Source organism: Acidovorax sp. DW039, assembly GCF_037101375.1.
Lineage (GTDB): Bacteria > Pseudomonadota > Gammaproteobacteria > Burkholderiales > Burkholderiaceae_C > Acidovorax.
In genome coordinates, this window is record NZ_AP029019.1 from 91,703 (window position 1) to 114,508 (window position 22,806).

Genomic DNA, 22,806 nt, shown 5'->3' on the forward strand with positions numbered 1-22,806 from the left:
CTCCTGTTGGAAGGTGAATGGGTTTCGAGCGATGGTGAACCGGTCTGGGCTCCATCATGAACCTTCACATGGTGGCAGGGTCAAGCAGATGTTTTGCCCTGGTCAAAAAAGTGGAAAAAAGGGTTGGATGGTGAACAAGCCTTGACCTTCACATGGCGTCAAGGATTACTGTCTTGCCCATGACGACCTCCAACCCCACCCCATCCCTCCGCTCACCCTCTGTTTCTCCAGCCGTGGCCGAAGCCGCTCTGTCGCTGGACCTGGGCATTGGCGGCATGACCTGCGCGAGCTGCGTGGGCCGCGTGGAGCGGGCGCTGCGCAAGGTGCCCGGCGTGCAAGATGCCACGGTGAACCTGGCTACCGAGTCGGCCCGGGTCTCCTTTGTGGCTGCTGAGGCATCGGCCATGGACGCACAGTTGCGCCGCGCCGTGCGCAATGCGGGCTACGAGCCGCGCACTGCCGATGTGGGGGATGGGGCTGAGGACGCCTCGCCCTGGGCCGGGTTTGGGCCCGTGGCGGTGGGGCTGGCGTTGTCGGCCCCGCTGGTGCTGCCCATGTTGGGGGATCTGTTGGGCATGCACTGGATGTTGCCCGCCTGGGCGCAGTTTCTGTTGGCCACGCCGGTGCAGTTCATCCTGGGCGCACGCTTTTACAAGGCGGGCTGGGCGGCAGCCAGGGCGCTGAGCGGCAACATGGACTTGCTGGTGGCGGTGGGCACCAGCGCGGGCTGGGGCTTGTCGATGTGGCTGTGGCTGACGGCTCCTGCCGATCACCCCGGGCATGTGCCGCATCTGTACTTTGAGGCCTCGGCGGTGGTAGTCACGCTGGTCCTGCTGGGCAAGTGGCTGGAGGCCCGCGCCAAGCGGCAGACCACGGCGGCGATCCGCGCGCTGCATGCCTTGCGGCCGGATGTGGTGCATCTGTTGGGTAAGACTGGCGAAGTGGATGTGCCCGTGGCGGAGGTGCTGGTGGGTGACCGGCTGGTGGTGCGCCCCGGCGAGCGCATCCCTGCCGACGGGGTGATCACCGAGGGGCAGACGCAGGTGGACGAATCCATGCTGACGGGCGAGCCCTTGCCTGTGGCCCGTGAGGTGGGCGGACGGCTGACGGGCGGGTCCATCAACGGGGAAGGGCGCATCGTGATGCAGGTGCTGGCCGTGGGGTCTGAAACCGTGCTGGCCCAAATCATCCGGCTGGTGGAGGACGCACAGGCCGCCAAGGCCCCGCTGCAGCGGCTGGTGGACAAGGTTTCTGCCGTGTTTGTGCCTGTGGTGCTGGCATTGGCCCTGGTCACCTTGCTGGGTTGGCTGTGGAGCGGCGCCGGGGTGGAAGCGGCCCTGGTGCATGCCGTGGCGGTGCTGGTGATTGCCTGCCCTTGCGCGCTGGGGCTGGCCACGCCTGCGGCCATCATGGCGGGCACGGGCGTAGCGGCGCAGCACGGCATCCTCATCAAGGATGTGCAGGCGCTGGAAGTGGCCCACAAGGTGGACACCGTGGCCTTTGACAAGACGGGCACGCTGACCGTAGGCCAGCCCCGGCTGGTGGCCCTGGATCTGGCGGACGATGCAGACGCGGTGGGCATTCTGGCCGCCGTGGCAGCTGTGCAGGCAGGCAGTGAACACCCCCTGGCCCGTGCGGTGGTGGCAGCAGCGGCAGAGCGCGCGGTGCCACCCGTAGGGGCTGACCAGGTGGCAGCGGTGCGTGCGGTGCCGGGACGGGGCACAGAAGGCAGGGTGCAGGGCCAGCCCTGGCACATTGGCAGCTTGCGCTGGATGCAGGAGCTTGATGCAGCCTTGCCTGCCCCGCTGGCCGAGCGTGCGCAGGCTTTGCAGGCCGAGGGGTACACCGTGTCTGCCGTGGCTGCCCACACGCTGGATTCCCAGCAGGGCCTGCAGGTGCGGGCCTTGCTGGCCTTTGGTGACGAACCCAAGCCCGGCGCACGCGAGGCGCTGGCAGCACTGAAGGCGCGGGGCATTCGCACGGTGATGATCTCTGGGGACAACCGGGGCGCAGCCTGTGCCATGGCGCGGCGGCTGGGGCTGGACCCGGATGCGGGTGACGTAATGGCTGAGGTGCTGCCTGCGGACAAGGCCGCGCAGGTGCGCTTGTTGCAGCAGGGCAACGGCTCAGATGTAACAGCTGGGCACGGGGCCGGGGCACAGCGCCACATTGTGGCGATGGCAGGCGACGGCGTGAACGATGCCCCCGCACTGGCCGCCGCCGATGTGGGCATGGCCATGGGCAACGGCACCGATGTGGCCATGCACGCCGCAGGCATCACCCTGATGCGGGGGGACCCGCGGCTGGTGGCCGCGGCGCTGGACATCTCCCATCGCACGGTGCTCAAGATCCGGCAAAACCTGTTCTGGGCCTTTGCGTACAACGTGGCGGGCATCCCGCTGGCGGCCCTGGGCTACCTCAGTCCCGTGGTGGCGGGGGCAGCCATGGCCCTCAGTTCCGTGAGCGTGATGGCAAATGCCCTTCTACTCAAACGGTGGCGCATGTGATAAACCCCGAAGGAAAGCATCCAAATCTGGCAAACTGCAACAAATAGTTTCAGAAAAGTAAACTAAAAAATTGCGGAATACCTAGGTATTTCTGGCGGTGCGTCTCCATCTTGAGGAATGTCAATCATGAATCTTTTTTCGCTCATGCGGCTGTTCACTATCCGGTTCCGAATGCTGGGGGCCATCGCCGTGGTGTTGAGCTTGCTGGGGCTGCTGGGTGGGGCGGGCATGCTGGGCATGTTCCGCATTTATTCGATGAGCGAAGACTTCATGCACACCTCGTTCCAGGAGGTGACGTACATGGCCCAGCTGCACGCCACCATGGGGTCGATCCGGCAGTTTGAAAAGGACATGATCATTGGCTATGAAAAGCCTGAGGTGGTGAAGGCCGCGCACACCAAGTGGCTGGAGAGCCTGGACAAAGCCAAGTCAGTGGCCTCGCGTTTCCTGGAGGGCGAGGAGGATGTGGACAACGCCGTGGTGCGGGACATCATCAAACGCCTGGACAGCTACAAGGAAGCCTTTGCCCATGTGGCACGCCAGCTGGAGGCCGGGGGCTATGACACGGCCACCATTGCCAACCGCATGAGTGGCAAGGCCGTGGGTGAGTTTGCCGAAGCCGACAAGTTGATGAAGAACCTGGAAGAGGTTCTGCGCACCAAGGTGGACAAGTCGGTGGCTGACCAGAAGAGCGTCTCCACCCAGACCAAGTGGCTGTTTGCACTGGCCGTGCTGATCACCGTGGTGGTGGTGGTGCCCCTGACCTTGCTGAACATGCATTCCATCTGCAAACCGCTGGATGAAGCCCAGCGCGCCGCCAAGGCTATTGCAGGCGGTGACCTTTCGCAAGCCATCCGCGCCGAAGGGCGTGATGAAGTGGCCGACCTGCTGCGCGCCCTGGGCGACATGCAGCAGGGCCTGGGTTCGCTGGTGGCGCAGGTGCGCGATGCCAGCGGCAACATTGCCACCGCCAGCCAGGAAATCGCCACCGGCAACCAGGACTTGTCGCACCGCACCGAGCAGACCGCCAGCAACGCACAGGCGGCAGTGAGTTCGCTGTCGCAGATCACGGCCACGGTGCAGCAGACGGCTTCTTCCTCGCAAATGGCGAACCAGCTGGCGGTGTCGGCCAGCACCACGGCCACGCGCGGGGGCTCGGTGGTGGAGCAGGCGGTGTCCAGCATGCATGAGATCTCGGCCTCCAGCCGCAAGATCGGGGACATCATTGGCCTGATCGACTCCATTGCCTTCCAGACCAACATCCTGGCGCTGAACGCGGCGGTGGAAGCCGCCCGCGCGGGCGAGCAGGGTCGTGGCTTTGCCGTGGTGGCCAGCGAAGTGCGCAGCCTGGCCCAGCGCAGCGCTGCAGCGGCCAGCGACATCAAGACGCTGATCCAGAGCAGCGTGGCCGCCGTCGATGGCGGCGTGCGCCACGTGGAAGACGCTGGCTCGGCCATGAAGGAAATCGTGAGCAGCGTTCAGCGCGTGGGCGACATCATTGGCGAGATCACGGCGGCGGCCTCCGAGCAGTCGGCAGGCATTGGCGCGGTGAACCAGTCGGTGGGCGAGATTGACCGCATGACACAGCAGAACGCGGCGCTGGTGGAGGAATCTGCAGCCGCGGCCGAGTCGCTGCGCGAACAGGCGGCTCGCCTGTCGCAGGTGGTGGAGCAGTTCCGCCTGTCCGAAGCCATGATGCATCACCACGCCACGGCAACCCCTGCGGTGGCCGCAACCTCTCGCGGCGAGCTGTCAGGCCCACGCTCTGCGCCCCGGGCATTGCTGGGCTGATTACGCAGACTGCTGATCCGGTCCCTGAGACCTGTAAGAACCTGTTCAAGATCTTTTTGGGGTCGCACAAGTGTCTTGCCGGGCGCCCGGCCAGGGGATGGGCTGCTAGGCGCAGCGCGCGGCCAATAGCCCGTGCTATTGGCAAGCGATGCAACAACGCAGACCGCCCCTGGTCGGGCACCCGGCAAGACACTTGCCCGAAGGGTTGGAGTGAAATCGGGCGATTGAACGCCCCGGCTGCTTGCATGGGCATGAGCCCATGCGGCGCATCCGAAGCATCCACTCATCCCGATTGCACTCCAATGCGATCCCCAAAAGATTTTGAACAGGTTCTAATACAAGCCCCCATCACGGGGGCTTTTTCTTTGGTGCGCAGGGTGCGGGTTTCTTGACCTGCGTCACTTTGTGCAGGCCGCTGTCATGGCACGCTCTGTGGCTCTTGCGATTTCCCTTGTGCGCCCATGCCTCCCGTCAGTCTGCAGATCATCCGAGAAGAACATGCCTCCCTCGCCGCAGTGCTGCAATCGCTCAGGGGTTTGGTAGACGAAGGGCCCGGCGATCATCCTGCGCGGTTTTTTGACATGGCGCGGGCCATGCTTTTCTACATCGACGAGTTCCCTGAGCGGCAGCACCACCCCAAGGAGACAGAGTGGCTGTTCCCCCGCGTGGCCCGCTGCGCGCCCCATGTGGCCGAGCTGATTGCGCGGCTGGACAGTGAGCACGCCACGGGCGAGGCCATGGTGCGGGAGCTGCAGCACCTGCTGCTGGGCTGGGAGTTGATGGGAGAGGGGCGGCGTGACCGCTTTGTGCACGCCCTGGGCCGCTACATCGACTTCTACCTGGAGCACATGCGGCTGGAAGAAACCGTGGTGCTGCCCGCGGCGCAGGCCTACCTGGGCACGGAAGACTGGTCCATGGTGGACGCGGCCTTTGCCAGCAATGCCAACCCGCTCACCCACGGCCGCCCGCGCGACCCGGCCTACGACCGGCTCTTTACCCGCATCGCCATCCGGGCCCCCCGCACCCTGGTGCCTGGGAGCCCGAGGCGGGATGCTCAACCCGCCAGCGTGGGGTAGTCGGTGTAGCCCTTGGCTCCGCCACCGTACAGGGTTTCACGGTGGATTTCGTTGAGCGGCGCGTTCTGCTGCAGGCGCTGCACCAGGTCAGGGTTGGCGATGAAGGGGCGACCAAAGGCCACGATGTCGGCCCCGTCGGCAATGGCGGATTCGGCCAGTGCGCGGTCGTAGGCGTTGTTCACCATCCAGGCACCCTTGCCACCGGCATCGCGGTAGGCCTTGCGCAGGGCGGGGTAGTCAAAGGGGCGGTCAGGCAGCTCGCGGGGGCCGCCGGTGGCCCCTTCGATCACATGCACATAGGCCAGCCCCAGCTTGCCCAGCTCGCGCACCACGTATTCGAAGAGGGGCTGGGGGTTGTCGTCCACGATGTCGTTGGCGGGCGTGACGGGAGACAGGCGGATGCCGGTGCGTCCCGCCCCGATTTCTTCCACGATGGCGCGGGTCACTTCCAGCAGCAGGCGAGCGCGGTTCTTGATGCTGCCACCGTAGTCGTCCGTGCGCTGGTTGGCTCCGTTCTTGAGGAACTGGTCGATCAGGTAGCCGTTGGCTGCGTGGATCTCCACCCCGTCAAAGCCGGCAGAGATGGCGTTGCGCGCTGCGTGACGGTAGTCCTGCACGATGCCGGGCAGTTCCTCGGGTTCCAGCGCGCGGGGCTCTGAGGTGTCGGTAAAGGTGGCCACGCCATCCTTGAGCAGCACGGTCTTGGCATGCGCGCGGATGGCTGAGGGGGCCACGGGGCGGGCATTGCCGGGCTGCAGCGAGGTGTGCGAGATGCGGCCCACGTGCCACAGCTGCACCACGATCTTGCCGCCTGCATCGTGCACGGCGCGGGTGACTTTTTTCCAGCCATCGAGCTGCTCTGTGCCATACAGGCCGGGCACATCTGCATAGCCCTGGCCTTGGGGGCTGATGGCCGTGGCCTCAGAGATGATGAGGCCCGCGCTGGCCCGCTGCGCGTAGTAGGTGGCCGTGAGTTCGGTGGGAATGGCTTCGGGCGAACGATTGCGGGTGAGAGGGGCCATGGCAATGCGGTTGGCCATGGCGATATCGCCTGCGCGGGTGGGTTCAAACAGGGAAGTCATGAACGCTTTCTGTGAAAAAGAGTGCACACAATGAATAACCCCCACAGCGTAATACCGCTGCGCAAAACGTGCAGGCCGGATGCATCAACAAGGGCTCTGTTTTTGTGCTAACCGGTGCATTCTGAACGGGCCCGGCTGCTGGTGCGTTTCACGTGGAACTGCGGGGACTTCTGTGTGGCCCGTGAATGGTGGCCCCTGGCGAATGTGCAGCAAAAAGGCGCGGGCCCTTGTCGGACCCCGCGCCTTTGTTCGGAGTTGCCAAACAGCTTTGCTTTACTTGAGCAGGCCTTCTGCCTTGAGGGCAGCCTGCACGCCGGGGCGCGCTTCCATGCGTAGCTTGAAGGCCTGCAGATGGGCCAGACCCGAGGTGTCCACGCCCACAAACTGACCCCAGCGCGAGACGGTGTACAGGTAGGCATCTGCCACGCTGAATTCGCCCAGCAGATAGGTGTTATTGGCCAGTTGCTTGTCGACCCAGGCAAAGCGGCTTTGCAGGCGCTCGCGCACCAGGGGCTTGTACTCTTCGGGCGTGCCGGGGGCGAACAGCGGGCTGTGGCCCTTGTGCAGTTCGGTGCCGATGAAGGTCAGCCATTCCTGCAGGCGGTAGCGTGCCATGGTGCCGTTGGCGGGTGCCAGATTCTTGCCGGGCACCTGGTCGGCGACGTACTGGACGATGGCCGGGCCTTCGCGCAGGCGCTCGCCGTTGTCCAGCTCCAGCACGGGCACGTAGCCCAGTTCGTTGATGGTGTAGAAGTCCGTGCCGTCCTGCAGCTTGTGGGTCTTGGTGCTGGCCAGAACGGCCTGGAAGTTCAGGCCAGACTCATGCAGCACGATGTGGGGAGACAACGAGCAGGCACCGGGGGAGTAATACAGCTTCATCCATGACTCCTATGTGTTGTGAAGGAAGGCCGCCATCGTAAGGCGGCGCCGTGCTTTGTGCAGCCCGCAGGGCATTGCGGTGCGGTGTTTTGCGGAAGGCTTTTGAACAGCTTCTTACGCATCGTAGCCCGGTGCCTCGCGCTGCACCTTGCGCAGCAGGGCGGGCCAGGTGAATGCGCCCCCCATTCCGCCCGTCTGCACACGCATGGCCTGGGCAACGCCGCTGACGATCTGCGGGTTCACCTCGACCAGCGCACCGCCTGCCTGCGCATCAATCTGGATGCGGCAGGTGTTCTCAAAGGTGTACATCGACAAAAAGGCATCGGCAATCGTCTTGCCGCAGGTGAGCAGGCCGTGGTTGCGCAGCATGAGGAAGTTGGCTTGCCCCAGATCCGCCTGCAGGCGGGGCTTTTCTTCGTCGCGGAAGGCCACCCCTTCGTAGGCGTGGTATGCCAGCGAGCCCAGCACAAAAGTGCTTTGCTGGCTGATGGGCAGCACACCGCATTGCTGGGCGCTGACGGCCACGCCTGCGCGGGTGTGGGTGTGCAGCACGCAGCCCACCTCGGGCCGGGCCTCGTGCACGGCGCTGTGGATCACAAAGCCTGCAGGGTTCACCGGGAAGGGGGTGTCGTGCAGCTTGTTGCACTGCATGTCTACCTTCACCAGGCTGGACGCGGTGATCTCGTCAAACATCAGCCCGTAGGGGTTGATGAGGAAGTGGTGTTGCCCCGCGCCCGATACCGATTCGGGCAGCTTGGCGCTGATGTGCGTGAAGACCAGATCGCTCCAGCCGTACAGCGCCACCAGCCGGTAGCAGGCGGCCAGGTCGCAGCGCAGTTGCCATTCTTCAGGGTGGACGCTGTCCTTCAGCGAGGGGGTGGAATGCATGGGGTTGTCTCCGTAAGGTGGGTGGAGACACTGTAGGCTGCCTGCAGCAGCCTGGCTGTCAGGCAGGCTACACAGCGCTGCGTGGGGTGTGCCCCTGATTCATCAAAAATGATAGCTGCCTGCGCTTGCTGGATAAGCGCTGGCAGCCTGTGAGGCTTGAATTCACACCACAGGGGTCTGCGGAATTGGCGCGCGCATGCCTGCGTTGATCAGGTTCCATGCGTTGATGATGGCAACGGCAAAGCCCAGGTCGGAGATTTCTGCATCGCTGAACACGGCCTGCAGCTGGGCAAACTCTTCGTCGCTGGCGTCGCTGTGCGGCGTGGCGGTCAGAATCTCGGCCCAGCGCAGGGCGGCGCGTTCGCGGGAGGTGAAGAACGGCGCCTCGCGCCAGCCTGTCACGGCGTTCAGGTGGCGCGGCTCCATGCCTTCTTTGACGAGCATATGCCAGTGCATATCCATGCAGTAGGCGCAGCCCTTGATCTGCGACACGCGCAGGAACACCAGCTCGGCCAGGCGCAGGCCCAGCGGGCCCTTCTTGATGGTGTCTGAAACGGTCACCAGGCCCATGAAGGCCTTGGACGAGAGCTGGTGGTAGGGCAGGCGGGCGGTGTGGGTGGTGTTGGTGGTCATGTCGTGTCCTTGGGTTGGGTGCGTTTGGTTTGAAGGGCAAAGGGTTATGAACCGGACCGAGCGGCCTGTTCATACCCCTAAGACGCAGCACCTGCCGTGCTTGTGACAGCGTGGGCCCACGCGGGCCTCAACGCCTACCCCATCAGTCACCAGCCATCAGTCCAGCGTGTTGGCAATGCCGCAGAGCTTGTCCGGGTTGCGCACGGCATAGATGGCCACGATGCGTTCGCCGTCGGTCACCACCGCCTGCGCGGATTCGAGCTGCCCGTTTACATAGCGCAGCAGCCCCGGTTCGCCGTTGATGAGCACCACCCGGTACACCACCTGCGCCCCCAGGCGGCGGAACATGGCCCAGTAGAGGTTGGCAATGCGAAACGGCCCCAGCAGGGGTTTGGGGAAGGACGGCACCTTGCCGCCTCCGTCGCCGATGAGCTGTGCGTCCTCGCTCAGCAGGGCTTCGATGGTCTGGCGATCGCCACTGTGGGCTGCCTGCACAAAGCGCTGCAGCAGGCGCTGGTGCACATCGCGCGGCACAGCAAAGCGGGGGCGGTCTTGCAGCACGCGCTCGCTGGCACGGTGCACCAGCTGGCGGCAGGCCGCCTCGGTTTTACCTAGTTGGGTAGCGATGTCGGGGTAGTCGTAGTCAAACACCTGGCGCAGCAAAAAGGCCGCTCTCTCTTGCGGGGCGAGGCGCTCCAGGGCGTAGAGAAAAGCAACGGAGAGTTCGTCTGCCAGTTCAGCGGCGGCTTCTGGCGTGTGGTGGTGGGCTGCCTCGGCAGGGGCGGGGGAGACCAGTGGCTCGGGCAGCCACCAGCCCACGTAGGCTTCACGCTCGGCCTTCAGGGCGCGCAGCCGGTCAATGCTCAGGCGCGTGACCACAGTGACCAGCCATGCCTCGGCGGATTGCAGGGCTTCAGTGTCTTGTCGGCTCCACCGCAGCCAGGCATCCTGCAACACGTCCTCGGCATCAGCACGCACCCCCAGCATGCGATACGCCAGCCCGAACAGGCGGGGGCGCAGGGTGGTGAAGGGGTCTGTAGTGGCAGGAGTGGCTGGGCTAGGGGGGATCATTGCGGCTTCCAGATGGGCGGTGGTGACAAGCGGAAGAACGCTCGGGCTTCCGGTGTTACACATAACCCAGACGGCCCAGGTAGCCGTGTTGTGACACCATGGTGCAATTGCTATCGTTGTAATAGCTGTTTGCGCAATAAAGACAAGCGTTGCAGGCCTTTTTTGCTAGAAAAATTTCCCCGAGAACTTTGGCCGGCCAGCGCATTTCACGGGAGGCGCTAAGCCCCTACGCTCTCGTCTGCCCCGCTTGGCTGCGTCAGCCGCTCCAGCTGCGCCAGGTACGCCAAGGCCTGATCCGCGCTGTTACCACACATCTCCACTGATGGCGCCAATCCGGCGCAAACGGCCGGGCGTTCGGGCTGGCCGAAGATACGGCAGCGCGCATCATCTCCCAGCTGGATGCACCGCACCCCTGCAGGCTTGCCCCCGGGCATGCCGGGGATGGGCGAACTGATGGAGGGTGCGGTGCAGCAGGCCCCGCAGCTGGGACGGCAAATTGACAACGGGCCTCCCGAGGTCAGGACTTGGGCCGCGCCTTGGCTAGCTGTTCGTCTAGCCGGCGCTTCAGCGATTCATACGGCTGGATGCCTACCATTTTTTCCCCTTCCAGAGCGCCAGGGGTTGTGGCGCCCAGCACGAAGGTCGGGGTGCCGTTGAAGCCCAGGCGGCGCGCTTCAGCTACCGAGGCTTTGACCTTGGCGGTATAGCGCCCGTCGGCTACGCAGGCGTCGATGCGGCCGGTGTCCAGGCCCCTGCTCTTGATCAGGCTTGCCATCGCGGACGGTGCCAGGGGCTCTGATACCGATGCGAATGCTTCCAGCAGCGGCCAGTGCTTGCCCTGTTCAGCGGCGCAGCGGGCGATTTCGGCGGCCTTCTGTGCGTTGGGATGCATGTCCAGTGGCAGGTCACGCAGAATGAGTCTCAGCTTGCCAGTGTCGATGTATTCCTGCCGCAAGCGGGGCAGCGATTCCTGTAGGAACCTCTTGCAGAATGGGCACTCGTGGTCGGTGAACATCACCAGGGTGACGGGAGCGTTTGTTGCACCGAGCGTGTGGGCCTCCTGGGATAGGTCCACCCGTACAACTGTGGGTGCTGGCGCAGGGGCCGCTGCGGGTGCGGCCTTGGGCTGCTGCTCGAGCAATTGGCGGATGGCCCGCAATTCTTGGAGAATCGCGGCCCCCTGTTCCCGGGACATGGGTTCGGAATGCGCGATGCCCGGGGCTGCGCTGGCCATGACAAGTGCGCAGGTCAGTGTGGTCTGGCGCAAGAAAGCGGGTTTCATTCGGAATTGCCGATAGGTTGATGGACGGGCTATTGTGCGATGCAGTCTGCGGGGCGGCGGCACCCCTGCTGGTCGCTGCCCCGAGGATGTGTTGTGTTCACTGGCAGACACCAGCGTTGCAGACACCGCTCTGGCAATCCGCCGATGCAGCGCAGATCTTGCCGGTGCTGCACGCACCACAAATGCCGCCGCAGTCCACGTCGGTTTCGCTGCCGTTCTTGATGCCGTCGGTGCAGGTGGCAGGCTGGCAGATGCCGGCGCCGCAGACACCGCTCTGGCAATCCGCCGATGCGGCGCAGACCTTGCCGGTGCTGCATGCACCACAAACGCCGCCGCAGTCCACGTCGGTTTCGCTGCCGTTCTTGATGCCGTCGGTGCAGGTGGCAGGCTGGCAGATGCCGGCGCCGCAGACACCGCTCTGGCAATCCGCCGATGCGGCGCAGACCTTGCCGGTGCTGCACGCACCACAAATGCCGCCGCAGTCCACGTCGGTTTCGCTGCCGTTCTTGATGCCGTCGGTGCAGGTGGCAGGCTGGCAGATGCCGGCGCCGCAGACACCGCTCTGGCAATCCACCGATGCGGCGCAGACCTTACCGATGCTGCACGCACCACAAACGCCGCCGCAGTCCACGTCAGTCTCGGTTCCGTTACGCTGGCCGTCTGTGCACGTGGGGCCCTGGCATGCGCCGTTGATGCAGGTGTCGCTACTGCACGTCTGGCAGATGTCGGGGCGGTAGGCCACAGTGATCGGGCACTGGGCTCCGCTGGACAATATGCTGCTGCAGCCATTGGTTTGGGTGAAGCGGCCCTGCACGCGGATGTCCTGGATCGTGACTGGCTGGCCTGTCAGATTGCCCAGTTGCAGTGTCTGCTGAGCACCGTCTGCGGAGAAGAGCTGCGGCGAAGGGAGATTGAGTGCGCCAGCCGCCTGGGCGTCTCCGTACCAATAAGTGGTCGCGAAGATGGTGGCGATGAGCGCGGCCAGTGCCAGCGGAGCTGTGCTGCGAAGCCGCAGCAGTTGCTTGCGCGTGGCCAGCACGATCACGAGAGCTGCCGCTAGCAGCACATACCATGAGGTTGTGGGGACCGCTGCGGCCCCGGACATCAGTGCGGCAGAAACACTGCCGAAGCTGGTATTGACTGTCAAGACGCCTGTTTCAGCCAGGGCGTGTGATACGCCCCCCAGCACTGTGAACAGTGCAATCCAGAGTTGCCGTTGCATTTTTTGTGTTGGTGAAGGTATGCGGCCCCTCCGGCCGCCATCAACCATGCTAGCAGGCATGCAGAGCTACGCAACCCATTTATAGCCCCGAGGCTTTGTCCAGCCGGACCGTTGGAGGGTGGTGCTACGGCGTTACTGCAGTCAGGCGCTGACTCGCCCACAGCACCTGGTCCACCACGGCGCGCACGCGGTCTGCATGGGCTTGCTGCACCAGCTGGCCTGCATCATCAAACGCACTGCCAGCCGACCCCAGAGCAAAGGCTGTAGGTGCCAGCCAGCAACCCAGGTTGGTGAGCAGGGGGCCCAGATGGCTTTGGGAACGCAGACCACCCAGGGCGCCGGGCGATGCGCTGAGCATGCCCACCACCTTGCCGCGGAAGGAGCGGGTTCCGTCCTGCCAGGTGGCATCGCCCTTGACGGGGCTGGACGCCCAGTCCAGCGTGTTTTTGAGCAGCGCGGTGTAGCTGCCGTTGTACTCGGGCGAGCAGATGACCCAGCCCGGGTGGTTGAACAGAATTTCCTTGAGGCGCACCACATCGGCGGGCGTGCCCTGGGCTTCCAGGTCGGCGTTGTAGAGCGGAATGTCAAAGTCAGACAGCTCCAGCAGCGTGACGGCGGCACCTGCGCTGCGTGCGATGGCGGCAGCGGCATGGGCCAGTTTGCGGTTGAACGACTGCTGGCGGGTGCTGCCCGCGAAGATGAGGATGGGAGTGTTTGGCATGGATGCCATTGAAGCACAGCGCGGTGGCAGGATTCCTGCGCGGGGCGGCTTGTTTCACGTGAAACAGTCCATGCCGTATCCATCCCGAGTTGAGGCTAGGGGGTGGTTTCCACCCGTGGAAGGCCTTGCGACAGGGCAGGGCACAGACACGAACGCCACAAAATGGGAAAATCGGGGGTTACCCGCAGAAGACCTGCGCGCCCAGACCTTGCGAGGCTGGGCCTGGGCCTTCCATGCCGCGGGTGTTTTATATCGGGCCGCAGCACCGGCCCCGGAGCGCTCCCATGTTGTACCCCCAGGAATTTGACGTGATCGTTGTAGGCGGTGGCCATGCTGGCACCGAGGCCGCCTTGGCTGCTGCCCGCATGGGCAGCAAGACCTTGCTGCTGACCCACAACATCGAAACGCTGGGGCAGATGAGCTGCAACCCCAGCATTGGTGGCATTGGCAAGGGCCATCTGGTCAAAGAGGTGGATGCCCTGGGCGGCGCCATGGCGCTGGCCACGGACGAGGGCGGTATTCAGTTCCGTATTCTCAACAGCAGCAAGGGCCCGGCTGTGCGCGCCACGCGGGCGCAGGCCGACCGCATTCTGTACAAGGCCGCCATACGCCGCATACTGGAGAACCAGCCCAACCTGTGGCTGTTCCAGCAGGCGGTGGACGACCTGATGGTGGAAGGCGACCGGGTGGTGGGTGCAGTGACGCAGGTGGGCATCCGCTTCCGCAGCCGCACAGTGGTGCTGACGGCGGGCACGTTCCTGGACGGAAAGATCCACGTCGGCCTGAACAACTATTCCGCCGGCCGGGCCGGAGACCCGCCCGCCGTGTCGCTGAGTGCGCGCCTGAAGGAACTGAAGCTGCCCCAAGGCCGCCTCAAGACCGGAACGCCCCCGCGCATTGATGGGCGCACCATCGACTTCAGCCAGTGCGAGGAGCAGCCTGGCGACGGCATGCCCGGCGGTGTGAACGAGGGCGCGGTGCCGGTCTTCAGCTTCATGGGCAACACGCGGATGCACCCGCAGCAGATGCCCTGCTGGATTACCCACACCAACGAACGCACGCACGAGATCATCCGCAGCGGCTTTGACCGCAGCCCCATGTTCACCGGCAAGATCGAAGGCGTGGGCCCGCGCTATTGCCCGAGCGTGGAAGACAAGATCAACCGCTTTGCCGACAAGGACAGCCACCAGATTTTTCTGGAGCCCGAAGGCCTGACCACGCACGAGTACTACCCCAACGGCATCAGCACCAGCCTGCCGTTCGACATCCAGTACGACCTGGTGCGCAGCATGAAGGGCCTGGAAAACGCCCATATCCTGCGCCCCGGCTACGCCATCGAGTATGACTACTTTGACCCCCGCTCGCTCAAGAGCAGCTTTGAGACGCGGCAGATCCAGGGCCTGTTCTTTGCCGGGCAGATCAATGGCACCACGGGCTACGAGGAAGCAGCGGCGCAAGGCCTGTTTGCGGGTATCAATGCCGCTCTGCAGTGCCGGGGCGATGCGCCCTGGCTGCCTGCACGCGACGAGGCCTACCTGGGCGTGCTGGTGGACGACCTCATCACCAAGGGCGTGACTGAGCCCTACCGTATGTTCACCAGCCGGGCGGAGTTCCGCCTGCAACTGCGCGAAGACAATGCCGATATGCGCCTGACCGAAGTGGGGCGCAAGATGGGCTTGGTGGACGATGCGCGCTGGGACAGCTTCAGCCGCAAGCGTGATGCTGTTTCACGTGAAACAGAGCGTCTGAAGGCGACCTGGGTGAATCCGCGCAACCTGCCTGCCGCTGAATCAGAGCGCGTGCTGGGCAAGAGCATTGAGCACGAGTACAACCTGTTCGATCTGCTGCGCCGCCCCAATGTGTCTTACGCCAACCTGGTGGGCATGGATGGCGGCAAATACATCAACGCCGATGTTTCACGTGAAACCTTGGGTGAGTTGAGTGAGTCGGTGATCGAGCAGGTAGAGATTGCCGCCAAGTACGCTGGCTACATCGATCGGCAGAAGGACGAGGTGGAGCGTGCCGCGTATTACGAAAAACTGCGCTTGCCGGAAGACCTGGACTACATGCAGGTGGCTGCCCTGTCGATTGAGGTGCGCCAGAAGCTGCAGAAGCACCGCCCTGAAACTTTGGGCCAGGCATCGCGTATATCGGGAGTGACTCCGGCAGCCATCTCGCTGCTGATGGTCCACCTGAAGAAGGGCGGCTTCAAAGGCTTTGCTCTGGCTGAAGCCAAGGCAGAAGGCGAAGTGGCAGCATGAGCGCGGTGCTTCCTGTGGATATCCAGCCGCGGCTGGAGTCTGGCCTCGCAGCACTGGGGCTGGAACTGTCTGCCCCGCAAGTGGCGGGGCTGATGGATTTTCTGGCCCTGCTGCAGAAGTGGAACAAGGTCTACAACCTGACGGCGGTGCGTGACCCGCACGAGATGCTGACCCACCATCTGCTCGACAGCCTGGCCGCAGTGCAACCCCTGCGCCGCCATGTGGCTCAGCTGCAAGCCAGCGGTGCGGTACAGGCGGGCGTGCGCTTGCTGGACGTGGGCTCGGGTGGTGGTCTGCCCGGTGTGGTGTTTGCCATTTGCTGCCCCCAGGTGGACGTGAGCTGTGTGGACACGGTGGGCAAAAAGGCAGCCTTCATCCAGCAGGCGGCGGTCACCCTCAAGCTGCCCAACCTGCATGGCTTGCATGCGCGGGTGGAAACGTTGAAACAGCCGTTTGATGTGGTGAGCTGCCGCGCCTTTGCCTCGCTGCCGGATTTCGTCACCTGGTCGCGTGCTGCCCTGGCCCCCGTCCACGGCACATGGTTGGCGATGAAGGGTAAGCACCCGGCGGACGAGATAGTGGCCTTGCCTGCGGACGTATCAGTGTTTCACGTGGAACCATTACAGGTGCCCAGCCTGGATGCGGAGCGCTGCATCATCTGGATGAAGCCTGCGTAACTTCTGTGTACGAAGCTTGAGCAACCGGGGCAGGGCGTTCGCGTAAACTCGGCTCCTCTTGGGGGCGTCTCCTGCGCACCCGTCAGCACACCGGGATAGATCATGTTCGGCATCGCAGACTACGGCGCTTTTGTGGCCGCCATCGTGTTGTTCCTGGCCATTCCGGGCCCTGGCAATCTGGCGCTCATCACCTCCACCACCAAGGGTGGCATTCGCGGCGGCCTGGCTGCCACCCTGGGCGTGATCGCTGGGGATCAGGTGCTGATGTGGGCTGCCGTCGCAGGCGTGGCCGCACTGCTGGCCACCTACCCCGCAGCTTTTGCGGCCGTGCAGTGGATAGGGGCGGCTTACCTGGCCTGGCTGGGGTTCAAGATGCTCACCGCCAAACCCGGTGCCAAGCCCGTGCTGAACATTGAGCCGCGCCATTACTTCCGCCAGGCCAGCCTCATCACGCTGCTCAATCCCAAGGCCATTGTTTTCTACATGGCGTTCTTCCCACTGTTTGTGGACCCTGCACGCCATCAAGGGCTCATCACCTTTGGTGTGATGGCTGCCACCATTGCCGCGCTGACCTTTGCCTATGGGTTGACGGTGGTCCTGCTCACCCACTTTCTGGCCGAGCGCATGCGCGCCAATCCCCGCATCGGCCGCGTGCTGGAAAAGCTGGCAGGCGTTTTTCTCATCGGTTTCGGCATCAAGCTGGCCATCTCCAAGTAATTCAGGCTCAACCACATGGCTAAGATTTTCTGCATTGCCAACCAAAAGGGTGGCGTTGGCAAGACCACCACCACCGTCAACCTGGCTGCCGGGTTGGCCAAGATTGGCCAGCGGGTGCTGATGGTGGACCTGGACCCCCAGGGCAATGCGACCATGGGATCGGGTGTGGACAAGCGCCAGCTGGAGCTGTCGGTGTACGACGTGCTGCTGGAGTCCGCCTCGGTGAGCGAAGCCGCGGTGTTGTCGGAGCAGTGCGGCTACCACGTGCTGGGTGCCAACCGCGAACTGGCCGGTGCCGAGGTGGAACTGGTCGCGCTGGAGCAGCGCGAGCGTCGCCTGAAAGCCGCGCTGGCCGAGGCGGACGCCGACTTCGACTTTGTGCTCATCGATTGCCCGCCATCGCTTTCCATGCTCACCCTCAACGGCCTGTGCAGCGCCCATGGCGTCATCGTGCCCATGCAGTGTGAATACTTTGCGCTGGAAGGCCTGACCGATCTGGTCAACACCATCAAGCAGGTGCACGCCAACCTCAATCCCGACCTGCAGGTCATCGGCCTGCTGCGGGTGATGTTTGACCCGCGCATCACGCTGCAGCAGCAGGTGAGCGAGCAGCTCAAGGACCACTTTGGCGACAAGGTGTTCAACACCGTCATCCCCCGCAATGTGCGCCTGGCCGAAGCACCCAGCTACGGTTTGCCCGGGGTGGTGTTTGACCCCGCCGCCAAGGGCAGCCATGCGTTTGTGGACTTTGCCCGCGAGATGGTTGATCGCGTCAAGCGCATGGGCATTGGCGGGGGTGCGGCCACAGCGTCTGCGGCCTCTGCTGATAAAGCAAAAAAGGCCTCCAAGTCAAAAGAATAAAGCGCAGGCAGCTATAAAAATGGTAGCAATCAAGCCTTCCAACACCCTGCTGCTGCCTGGCTGGCAAAACTCCGGGCCGGACCACTGGCAAACCCACTGGGAACGCCTGCACGGCTACCAGCGTGTGGAGCAGCATGACTGGATGCGCCCGCTGCGCGGCGACTGGTCTGCCCGCCTGGAAGAAACCGTGGCCGATGCCGATGGCCCGGTGCTGCTGGTGGCGCACAGCCTGGGCTGCGTCCTGACGGCCTGGTGGGCGGCCCACACGCGCCACGCTGCCAAGGTGCGCGGTGCGCTCCTGGTGGCCCCGGGTGACGTGGAGCGGCCCGACATCGCCGGCATGATCCACGGCTGGGCCCCCATTGCGCGCCAGCCGCTGCCGTTCCCAGCCCTGCTGGTGGGCAGCCGCAACGATCCCTACTGCAGCTACGAGCGCGTGCAGGCCCTGGGCGAGGCCTGGGGTACGAAGTTTGTGGACTACGGTGAGCGCGGGCACATCAATGCCGAATCCGGCCTGGGTGAGTGGGCCGAGGGGCATGGCTGGCTGCGCACGCTGGCGGGGGAGGGGGCGTGAAGCTCGCCTTCTGGCGCAAGTCCGCCGCAACCGCTGTGGCAGATGCGCCCGCGCCTGCTCCACGCAGGCTTGATTCCGCGTGGGTTGAAATGCCGCTGACCATCCTGTCGTGGTTCCTGCCCAGCAGCGCCGTGGTGGTGGGCGCACTGGGGCAGATCGCATTGGCCATCGTGCTGTTGCTGGTGGCGCTGGGCGTGTGGCTGCGCCTGTGGCGAGGTCGCCTCCGCCGCCAGCGCCGCACCTGAATATCGTTTGAGAAAGTTTCTGCAATGGTTACCAAAAAACCCAAGGGCCTGGGCCGTGGCCTGGAAGCCCTGCTGGGCCCCAAAGTCGAAGAAAAGGTCGAGCAGGCCCAGGCTGTTCAGGCGGGTTTGCCCAGCACCCTGCCGCTGACTGAACTCGTCCCTGGCGTCTACCAGCCCCGCACGCGCATGGATGAAGGCGCGCTGTATGAGCTGGCCGAATCCATCAAGGCGCAGGGCATCATGCAGCCGATTCTGGTCCGTCGTCTGGCGGACGGAGAGAACGCGGGCAAGTACGAAATCATCGCGGGTGAGCGGCGTTTCCGCGCCTCCCGCCTGGCAGGTCTGACCGAGGTGCCGGTGCTGGTGCGCGAGGTGCCCAACGAAGCCGCTGCGGCCATGGCGCTGATCGAAAACATCCAGCGCGAAGACCTGAATCCGCTGGAAGAAGCGCAGGGCCTGCAGCGCCTGATCCGCGAGTTCGGACTCACGCACGAGCAGGCCGCGCAGGCCGTGGGGCGCTCGCGCAGTGCGGCCAGCAACCTGCTGCGCCTGCTCAATCTGGCCGAGCCCGTGCAGACCATGCTGATGGCAGGCGACATCGACATGGGCCACGCCCGTGCCCTGCTGGCGCTGGACCGTGCTGCGCAGATCACCGCAGGCAACCAGATTGCTGCCAAGAAGCTCTCGGTGCGCGAGGCGGAAAGCCTGGTCAAGAAGATCGGTGCCGAGTTCAGTCTGGTGCCGCAAAAGCCCAAGAAGGAAAAGTCGCGCGACATGAAGCGTGTGGAGGAGGAACTCTCCGACCTGCTGATGGCCGCCGTGGAAGTGCGCGTGAAAAAGCGCGTGAAGCGGGCAGGGCGCATGGAGGACATGGGCGAGCTGGCCATCCAGTTTGGCTCCATCGATGAACTGAACGGACTGATCGAGCGCCTGCGGGGATAGTTTCTCTGCCCGTTGACACACACAGCCCGGTGACTGTGACATTTGCCACGCACCGGGCCTTTGCAAGGGCTTGAAGCGGCTGGCAAACGCAGCCAACCCGCCTACACTGCTGCGCTGCAGAAGGGCTAATCAACACATGCCCGGCTGCTTCCCACAAGCCCGGTCATGAACCTCCTTTTTACGCATCGTCCCACCTTGTCTGCACGTTCGTGCGGGTGGGCTGGTGCCTGCTCGCTGGCGGCAGGAGTGCTGGCATGACACTGCGCCTGCCCTGGCCGTTACCCGCGCTGCTGACGTGGGCTGCGGCCTGGTTGCTGTTCATCAGTCTGCAGCCCATCGTGCCCGTGCTGTGGGCGCTGCTGTTGCCGTGCCTGCTGGGCACAGCCGCCAGCCTGTGGGGCAAGACCTGGTGGCGGCGAAGCCTGATTGCGGCGGGGTTTCCGCTCTCGCTGGCCCTGGCGGGCGGCGTGGCGTTGCCTGCCTGGGCCTGGCTGGTTCCGCTGGGGCTGCTGCTGCTGGTCTACCCGCTCAACGCCTGGCGCGATGCCCCGGTGTTCCCGACCCCGCGCCATGCCCTGAAGGCCCTGCCCGCGCAGGCTCCGCTGGCCCCCGCTGCCCGGGTGCTCGACGCAGGCTGTGGCTTGGGCGATGGCCTGCTGGCCTTGCGCGCTGCCTATCCCCAGGCCGCGCTGGAAGGCATTGAATGGAGCTGGCCTTTGCGTGTGGCGTGTGCCCTGCGTTGCCCCTGGGCCCGCGTGCGGCGAGCCGACATGTGGAAGACCGACTGGAGCGGCTACCAGATGGTGTATCTCTTCCAGCGGCCTGAGAGCATGGCCCGCGCGGCCACCAAGGCCCAGGCCGAGATGGCCCGAGGCGCCTGGCTGGTGAGTCTGGAGTTTGCCGTGCCCGGGATGCTGCCCCATGCCCAGCTGCGCACACCTGGCGGTCGCATTGTGTGGATGTACCGCATGCCGGGCCACAGCCAGCAGGGATGAGGACTGAGCCATGTCAGCACAGGTGTTGCGGGGCTGCACAGCCGCCGCCTTGGTTACAGAAAAGATACAAGCTTTTGCTACATTGCCCGGTGGCTACATCTGCCAACAGAATTTCCAGAAATCTCACAGCCTGAGGGAGCTGGCTGACACCGCTGCGCACCGGGAGGGGGCGCGTGGTGACCTCAGTCCTCACCGTGTCTGGCGCTCTGTTTCGGAGCGTGTTGCACCCCTGCCTTGTCTGGCGATTGCTTATGCGATGGCGCATGCCTGCCTTGCGGCACGGCTGCCAGGACACAGGCGTGGGTGCTGCAGTGCTTCCGGATGTCCCGATTACCGTTCTCCAAGGAAAAAACAATGACAACACTTGCCAACTTCCGCCCGCGCCTGCTGTGGGTGCTGACACTGAGCGCGGCCCTCACTGGCTGTGCCAGCATGCAGAGCCACGACAAGCTGGCCACCAGCATGCAGACTGCGGGCCGTACGGGGGGTATCCCTGCAGCGCTGCAGCAGCTGGAGGCATCGGCCAAGAGCGATGATGACCGTGCCGCTTTGCTCTACAACCTGGAGCGCGGCGAGCTGTTGCGCATGGACCGCCGCTATCAGGACAGTACCGAAGCGTTTCTGAAGGCGGACACCAAGGTCAAGGAATGGGAAGAAACGGCCAAGACCGATCCCAGCAAACTGATGGGTACCGTGGGTGCTGCGCTGATCAGCGAGCGACTCAAGAACTACGAAGGCCAGGACTATGAAAAGGTCTGGCTCACCACCCGCCTGGCGCTGAACCGCGTTGCGGTGGGTGACCTGGAAAACGCCCGGGTCGACATCAAGCGCACACACGAGCGCGAGGCCATCATTGCCGAGTTCCGCTCCAAGGAAACGCTGGCTGCCGAGCAGGAAGCCAAGGACAAGGGCGCGGCTGCAGGCGGCAAGGAGCTGAACGGTTACCCCGTGGAGACCCTCAACGACCCCGAAGTGCTGGCCCTCAAGAACGGTTACTCCAATGCGCTGAGCCACTATCTCGCAGGCTTTATGTACGAGATGCTCAACGAACCCGGCCTGGCCGCCCCCGGCTATCGCAAGGCCATTGAGCTCAAGCCCGACACCCCTGCGCTGGAAGAGGGCCTGCGCGGCCTGGACAGCCGCACCAGCTTCACCTGGAAACGCCGCCAGCGCATGACCGATGTGCTGTTCATCGTGGAGGCCGGTGATGCCCCCGCACGCAAGCCCAAGGCGTTCACCATTCCCGTGCCCACCTCGCGGGGCATGGTCACAGCCAGCATTTCCTATCCCATCATCGAGCCCTCCAACGATCCTCTGCTGACCACGCTGTCGGCGGCAGGAACCAACCTGAAAATGGAAAAGGTGGTGGACGTGAACGTGATGGCCCGCCGCGCCCTCAAGGACGAGATGCCCGGCATGGTGCTGCGTGGCGTGACCCGTGCGGTTGCCAAGGGCATGGTGCAGAACGAGTTGCAAAAGCGCGGTGGTCTGGTGGGTGGCCTGATCGGTGCCGTGGCTTCGGCAGCGACCGAAGTGGCTGATGACCGCATGTGGCGCATGCTGCCCGGCCGTGTCTACATTGCCCGTGGCTACCTGCCCCCAGGCGAACACGTGGTGACGGTGAATGGCCGTGCACTGCCCGACCCCGTGAAGATCGATGGCCAGTACGCTCTGGTGCCCCTGCGTCTTTACGAAAACACGGTGTTGATGGGTGAAGTGGCCAGCGTGGGCAAGCTCGCCCCTGTGGGCTCTGTGCCTGCCGAGGCCGCAGCACCAGCCCAGCAGGGCAAGGAAGCATCCCGCGCTTCCACCCCAACCCGCAGCCGTACTGCGGCAACCAATACCAAGCCTGCGGTGAAGGCCACGGCCACCACTCCCGCAGCCAAATAACAGCGGCTGAAAAAGCTCTGAACCTCACCCATCTATCTGCTTACAGGAGATTCATTCCATGAGCCACCGCAACCTCTGGGCCGCCGTCAGCATCGCTGCCCTGACTTTCGTCGGCGCAGCCGCAGCACAGCAGCACGACCCCGCAACACCCCCCATGGTGGCGTCCAAGGTGGCGTTGCGCGGCGAAGCCAACAACATCGCCATCACCGAAATGCGTCTGGTGCGCAAGAACGACATCCTGACCGTGCAGGCAGACCTGCAGAACACCGGCCGCAGCGATCGCACCATGTTCTACCGCTTCAAGTGGCTGGACAACGTGGGCAATCAGGTGGGCGATGGCGAATCGTGGAAGCAACTCACGGTGCTGGGCCTGGGCCAGCAGACCGTCAAGAGTGTGGCACCCACCAGCGCTGCTGTGGACCTGCGCCTTGAAATGAATGTGGAACCCCGCTGAGACACGCTGAGGCCTGTTTCACTCGAATTTTGGAGATC

Annotated in this window: 22 protein-coding genes; 13 read left to right on the forward strand and 9 right to left on the reverse strand. The window is 64.3% G+C overall.

Annotated features, from left to right (window positions below; translation table 11 throughout):
• Positions 1-179: 179 nt before the first annotated feature.
• From AACH87_RS00395 to AACH87_RS00405, 3 genes are all read left to right on the forward strand, one after another.
• Positions 180-2,507 carry a heavy metal translocating P-type ATPase gene (locus tag AACH87_RS00395; protein WP_338796720.1) on the forward strand — a complete coding sequence of 776 codons (2,328 nt, stop codon included), beginning with the start codon at positions 180-182 and terminating at the stop codon, positions 2,505-2,507.
• Between the two features lie 126 nt (positions 2,508-2,633).
• Positions 2,634-4,298, forward strand: coding sequence for a methyl-accepting chemotaxis protein (locus AACH87_RS00400; protein WP_338796721.1), 1,665 nt, complete (start codon positions 2,634-2,636; stop codon positions 4,296-4,298).
• Between the two features lie 461 nt (positions 4,299-4,759).
• Positions 4,760-5,374, forward strand: coding sequence for a hemerythrin domain-containing protein (locus tag AACH87_RS00405; protein ID WP_338796722.1), 615 nt, complete (start codon positions 4,760-4,762; stop codon positions 5,372-5,374).
• Here the strand turns inward: AACH87_RS00405 and AACH87_RS00410 are convergent.
• From AACH87_RS00410 to AACH87_RS00450, 9 genes are all read right to left on the reverse strand, one after another.
• Positions 5,353-6,456: an alkene reductase gene (locus AACH87_RS00410; RefSeq protein ID WP_338796723.1), complete on the reverse strand. Its 1,104-nt coding sequence runs from the start codon at positions 6,454-6,456 to the stop codon at positions 5,353-5,355. The genes AACH87_RS00405 and AACH87_RS00410 overlap by 22 nt on opposite strands.
• A 273-nt stretch (positions 6,457-6,729) precedes the next feature.
• Entirely contained in the window at positions 6,730-7,335 is a 606-nt protein-coding gene (gene gstA, locus AACH87_RS00415; RefSeq protein ID WP_338796724.1) for a glutathione transferase GstA, read from the reverse strand.
• Between the two features lie 114 nt (positions 7,336-7,449).
• On the reverse strand, positions 7,450-8,223 hold the full coding sequence (locus AACH87_RS00420; RefSeq protein WP_338796725.1) for a class II aldolase/adducin family protein: 774 nt from the start codon (positions 8,221-8,223) through the stop codon (positions 7,450-7,452).
• A gap of 162 nt (positions 8,224-8,385) precedes the next feature.
• On the reverse strand, positions 8,386-8,856 hold the full coding sequence (locus AACH87_RS00425) for a carboxymuconolactone decarboxylase family protein (RefSeq protein ID WP_338796726.1): 471 nt from the start codon (positions 8,854-8,856) through the stop codon (positions 8,386-8,388).
• 156 nt (positions 8,857-9,012) lie between these two features.
• The gene (locus AACH87_RS00430) at positions 9,013-9,927 is read right to left on the reverse strand and encodes an RNA polymerase sigma-70 factor (RefSeq protein WP_338796727.1); all 915 of its coding nucleotides are present in this window, start codon (positions 9,925-9,927) and stop codon (positions 9,013-9,015) included.
• 218 nt (positions 9,928-10,145) lie between these two features.
• Positions 10,146-10,448, reverse strand: a complete 303-nt coding sequence (locus AACH87_RS00435; RefSeq protein WP_338799064.1) for a YkgJ family cysteine cluster protein — start codon at positions 10,446-10,448, stop codon at positions 10,146-10,148.
• Positions 10,445-11,209, reverse strand: coding sequence for a thioredoxin domain-containing protein (locus AACH87_RS00440; protein ID WP_338796728.1), 765 nt, complete (start codon positions 11,207-11,209; stop codon positions 10,445-10,447). The genes AACH87_RS00435 and AACH87_RS00440 overlap by 4 nt, the downstream gene beginning before the upstream one ends.
• Before the next feature lie 97 nt (positions 11,210-11,306).
• Positions 11,307-12,356 (reverse strand): hypothetical protein, encoded by a 1,050-nt coding sequence (locus AACH87_RS00445; RefSeq protein WP_338796729.1) that lies wholly within the window; start codon positions 12,354-12,356, stop codon positions 11,307-11,309.
• Positions 12,357-12,555: 199 nt separating this feature from the next.
• The gene (locus tag AACH87_RS00450) at positions 12,556-13,152 is read right to left on the reverse strand and encodes an NAD(P)H-dependent oxidoreductase (protein WP_338796730.1); all 597 of its coding nucleotides are present in this window, start codon (positions 13,150-13,152) and stop codon (positions 12,556-12,558) included.
• Between the two features lie 284 nt (positions 13,153-13,436).
• Between AACH87_RS00450 and mnmG the strand changes: the two genes are divergently transcribed.
• From mnmG to AACH87_RS00500, 10 genes are all read left to right on the forward strand, one after another.
• Complete coding sequence (gene mnmG, locus AACH87_RS00455; protein ID WP_338796731.1) at positions 13,437-15,413, forward strand: tRNA uridine-5-carboxymethylaminomethyl(34) synthesis enzyme MnmG; 1,977 nt, start codon at positions 13,437-13,439, stop codon at positions 15,411-15,413.
• Positions 15,410-16,090: a 16S rRNA (guanine(527)-N(7))-methyltransferase RsmG gene (gene rsmG / locus AACH87_RS00460; RefSeq protein ID WP_338796732.1), complete on the forward strand. Its 681-nt coding sequence runs from the start codon at positions 15,410-15,412 to the stop codon at positions 16,088-16,090. The genes mnmG and rsmG overlap by 4 nt, the downstream gene beginning before the upstream one ends.
• A 102-nt stretch (positions 16,091-16,192) precedes the next feature.
• Positions 16,193-16,807 (forward strand): LysE family transporter, encoded by a 615-nt coding sequence (locus AACH87_RS00465; protein ID WP_338796733.1) that lies wholly within the window; start codon positions 16,193-16,195, stop codon positions 16,805-16,807.
• A gap of 15 nt (positions 16,808-16,822) precedes the next feature.
• Positions 16,823-17,668: an AAA family ATPase gene (locus tag AACH87_RS00470; RefSeq protein ID WP_338796734.1), complete on the forward strand. Its 846-nt coding sequence runs from the start codon at positions 16,823-16,825 to the stop codon at positions 17,666-17,668.
• A 28-nt stretch (positions 17,669-17,696) separates the two neighbouring features.
• Positions 17,697-18,242 carry an alpha/beta fold hydrolase gene (locus tag AACH87_RS00475; RefSeq protein ID WP_338799065.1) on the forward strand — a complete coding sequence of 182 codons (546 nt, stop codon included), beginning with the start codon at positions 17,697-17,699 and terminating at the stop codon, positions 18,240-18,242.
• Entirely contained in the window at positions 18,239-18,487 is a 249-nt protein-coding gene (locus AACH87_RS00480; protein ID WP_338796735.1) for a hypothetical protein, read from the forward strand. The genes AACH87_RS00475 and AACH87_RS00480 overlap by 4 nt, the downstream gene beginning before the upstream one ends.
• Positions 18,488-18,511: 24 nt before the next feature.
• On the forward strand, positions 18,512-19,429 hold the full coding sequence (locus tag AACH87_RS00485) for a ParB/RepB/Spo0J family partition protein (RefSeq protein ID WP_338796736.1): 918 nt from the start codon (positions 18,512-18,514) through the stop codon (positions 19,427-19,429).
• A gap of 254 nt (positions 19,430-19,683) precedes the next feature.
• Positions 19,684-20,424, forward strand: a complete 741-nt coding sequence (locus AACH87_RS00490) for a class I SAM-dependent methyltransferase (protein WP_338796737.1) — start codon at positions 19,684-19,686, stop codon at positions 20,422-20,424.
• 354 nt (positions 20,425-20,778) lie between these two features.
• Positions 20,779-22,314, forward strand: a complete 1,536-nt coding sequence (locus AACH87_RS00495; protein WP_338796738.1) for a hypothetical protein — start codon at positions 20,779-20,781, stop codon at positions 22,312-22,314.
• 58 nt (positions 22,315-22,372) lie between these two features.
• Positions 22,373-22,768 carry a YcfL family protein gene (locus AACH87_RS00500; protein ID WP_338796739.1) on the forward strand — a complete coding sequence of 132 codons (396 nt, stop codon included), beginning with the start codon at positions 22,373-22,375 and terminating at the stop codon, positions 22,766-22,768.
• Positions 22,769-22,806: the final 38 nt, after the last annotated feature.

Excerpts from the sequence above, each read along its gene's own strand:
- AACH87_RS00395 (WP_338796720.1), top strand. The coding sequence starts at position 180 with ATGACGACCTCCAACCCCACCCCATCCCTCCGCTCACCCTCTGTTTCT.
- AACH87_RS00400 (WP_338796721.1), top strand. The coding sequence starts at position 2,634 with ATGAATCTTTTTTCGCTCATGCGGCTGTTCACTATCCGGTTCCGAATG.
- AACH87_RS00405 (WP_338796722.1), top strand. The coding sequence starts at position 4,760 with ATGCCTCCCGTCAGTCTGCAGATCATCCGAGAAGAACATGCCTCCCTC.
- AACH87_RS00410 (WP_338796723.1), bottom strand. The coding sequence starts at position 6,456 with ATGACTTCCCTGTTTGAACCCACCCGCGCAGGCGATATCGCCATGGCC.
- gstA (WP_338796724.1), bottom strand. The coding sequence starts at position 7,335 with ATGAAGCTGTATTACTCCCCCGGTGCCTGCTCGTTGTCTCCCCACATC.
- AACH87_RS00420 (WP_338796725.1), bottom strand. The coding sequence starts at position 8,223 with ATGCATTCCACCCCCTCGCTGAAGGACAGCGTCCACCCTGAAGAATGG.
- AACH87_RS00425 (WP_338796726.1), bottom strand. The coding sequence starts at position 8,856 with ATGACCACCAACACCACCCACACCGCCCGCCTGCCCTACCACCAGCTC.
- AACH87_RS00430 (WP_338796727.1), bottom strand. The coding sequence starts at position 9,927 with ATGATCCCCCCTAGCCCAGCCACTCCTGCCACTACAGACCCCTTCACC.
- AACH87_RS00440 (WP_338796728.1), bottom strand. The coding sequence starts at position 11,209 with ATGAAACCCGCTTTCTTGCGCCAGACCACACTGACCTGCGCACTTGTC.
- AACH87_RS00450 (WP_338796730.1), bottom strand. The coding sequence starts at position 13,152 with ATGCCAAACACTCCCATCCTCATCTTCGCGGGCAGCACCCGCCAGCAG.
- mnmG (WP_338796731.1), top strand. The coding sequence starts at position 13,437 with ATGTTGTACCCCCAGGAATTTGACGTGATCGTTGTAGGCGGTGGCCAT.
- rsmG (WP_338796732.1), top strand. The coding sequence starts at position 15,410 with ATGAGCGCGGTGCTTCCTGTGGATATCCAGCCGCGGCTGGAGTCTGGC.
- AACH87_RS00465 (WP_338796733.1), top strand. The coding sequence starts at position 16,193 with ATGTTCGGCATCGCAGACTACGGCGCTTTTGTGGCCGCCATCGTGTTG.
- AACH87_RS00470 (WP_338796734.1), top strand. The coding sequence starts at position 16,823 with ATGGCTAAGATTTTCTGCATTGCCAACCAAAAGGGTGGCGTTGGCAAG.
- AACH87_RS00485 (WP_338796736.1), top strand. The coding sequence starts at position 18,512 with ATGGTTACCAAAAAACCCAAGGGCCTGGGCCGTGGCCTGGAAGCCCTG.
- AACH87_RS00490 (WP_338796737.1), top strand. The coding sequence starts at position 19,684 with ATGACACTGCGCCTGCCCTGGCCGTTACCCGCGCTGCTGACGTGGGCT.
- AACH87_RS00495 (WP_338796738.1), top strand. The coding sequence starts at position 20,779 with ATGACAACACTTGCCAACTTCCGCCCGCGCCTGCTGTGGGTGCTGACA.
- AACH87_RS00500 (WP_338796739.1), top strand. The coding sequence starts at position 22,373 with ATGAGCCACCGCAACCTCTGGGCCGCCGTCAGCATCGCTGCCCTGACT.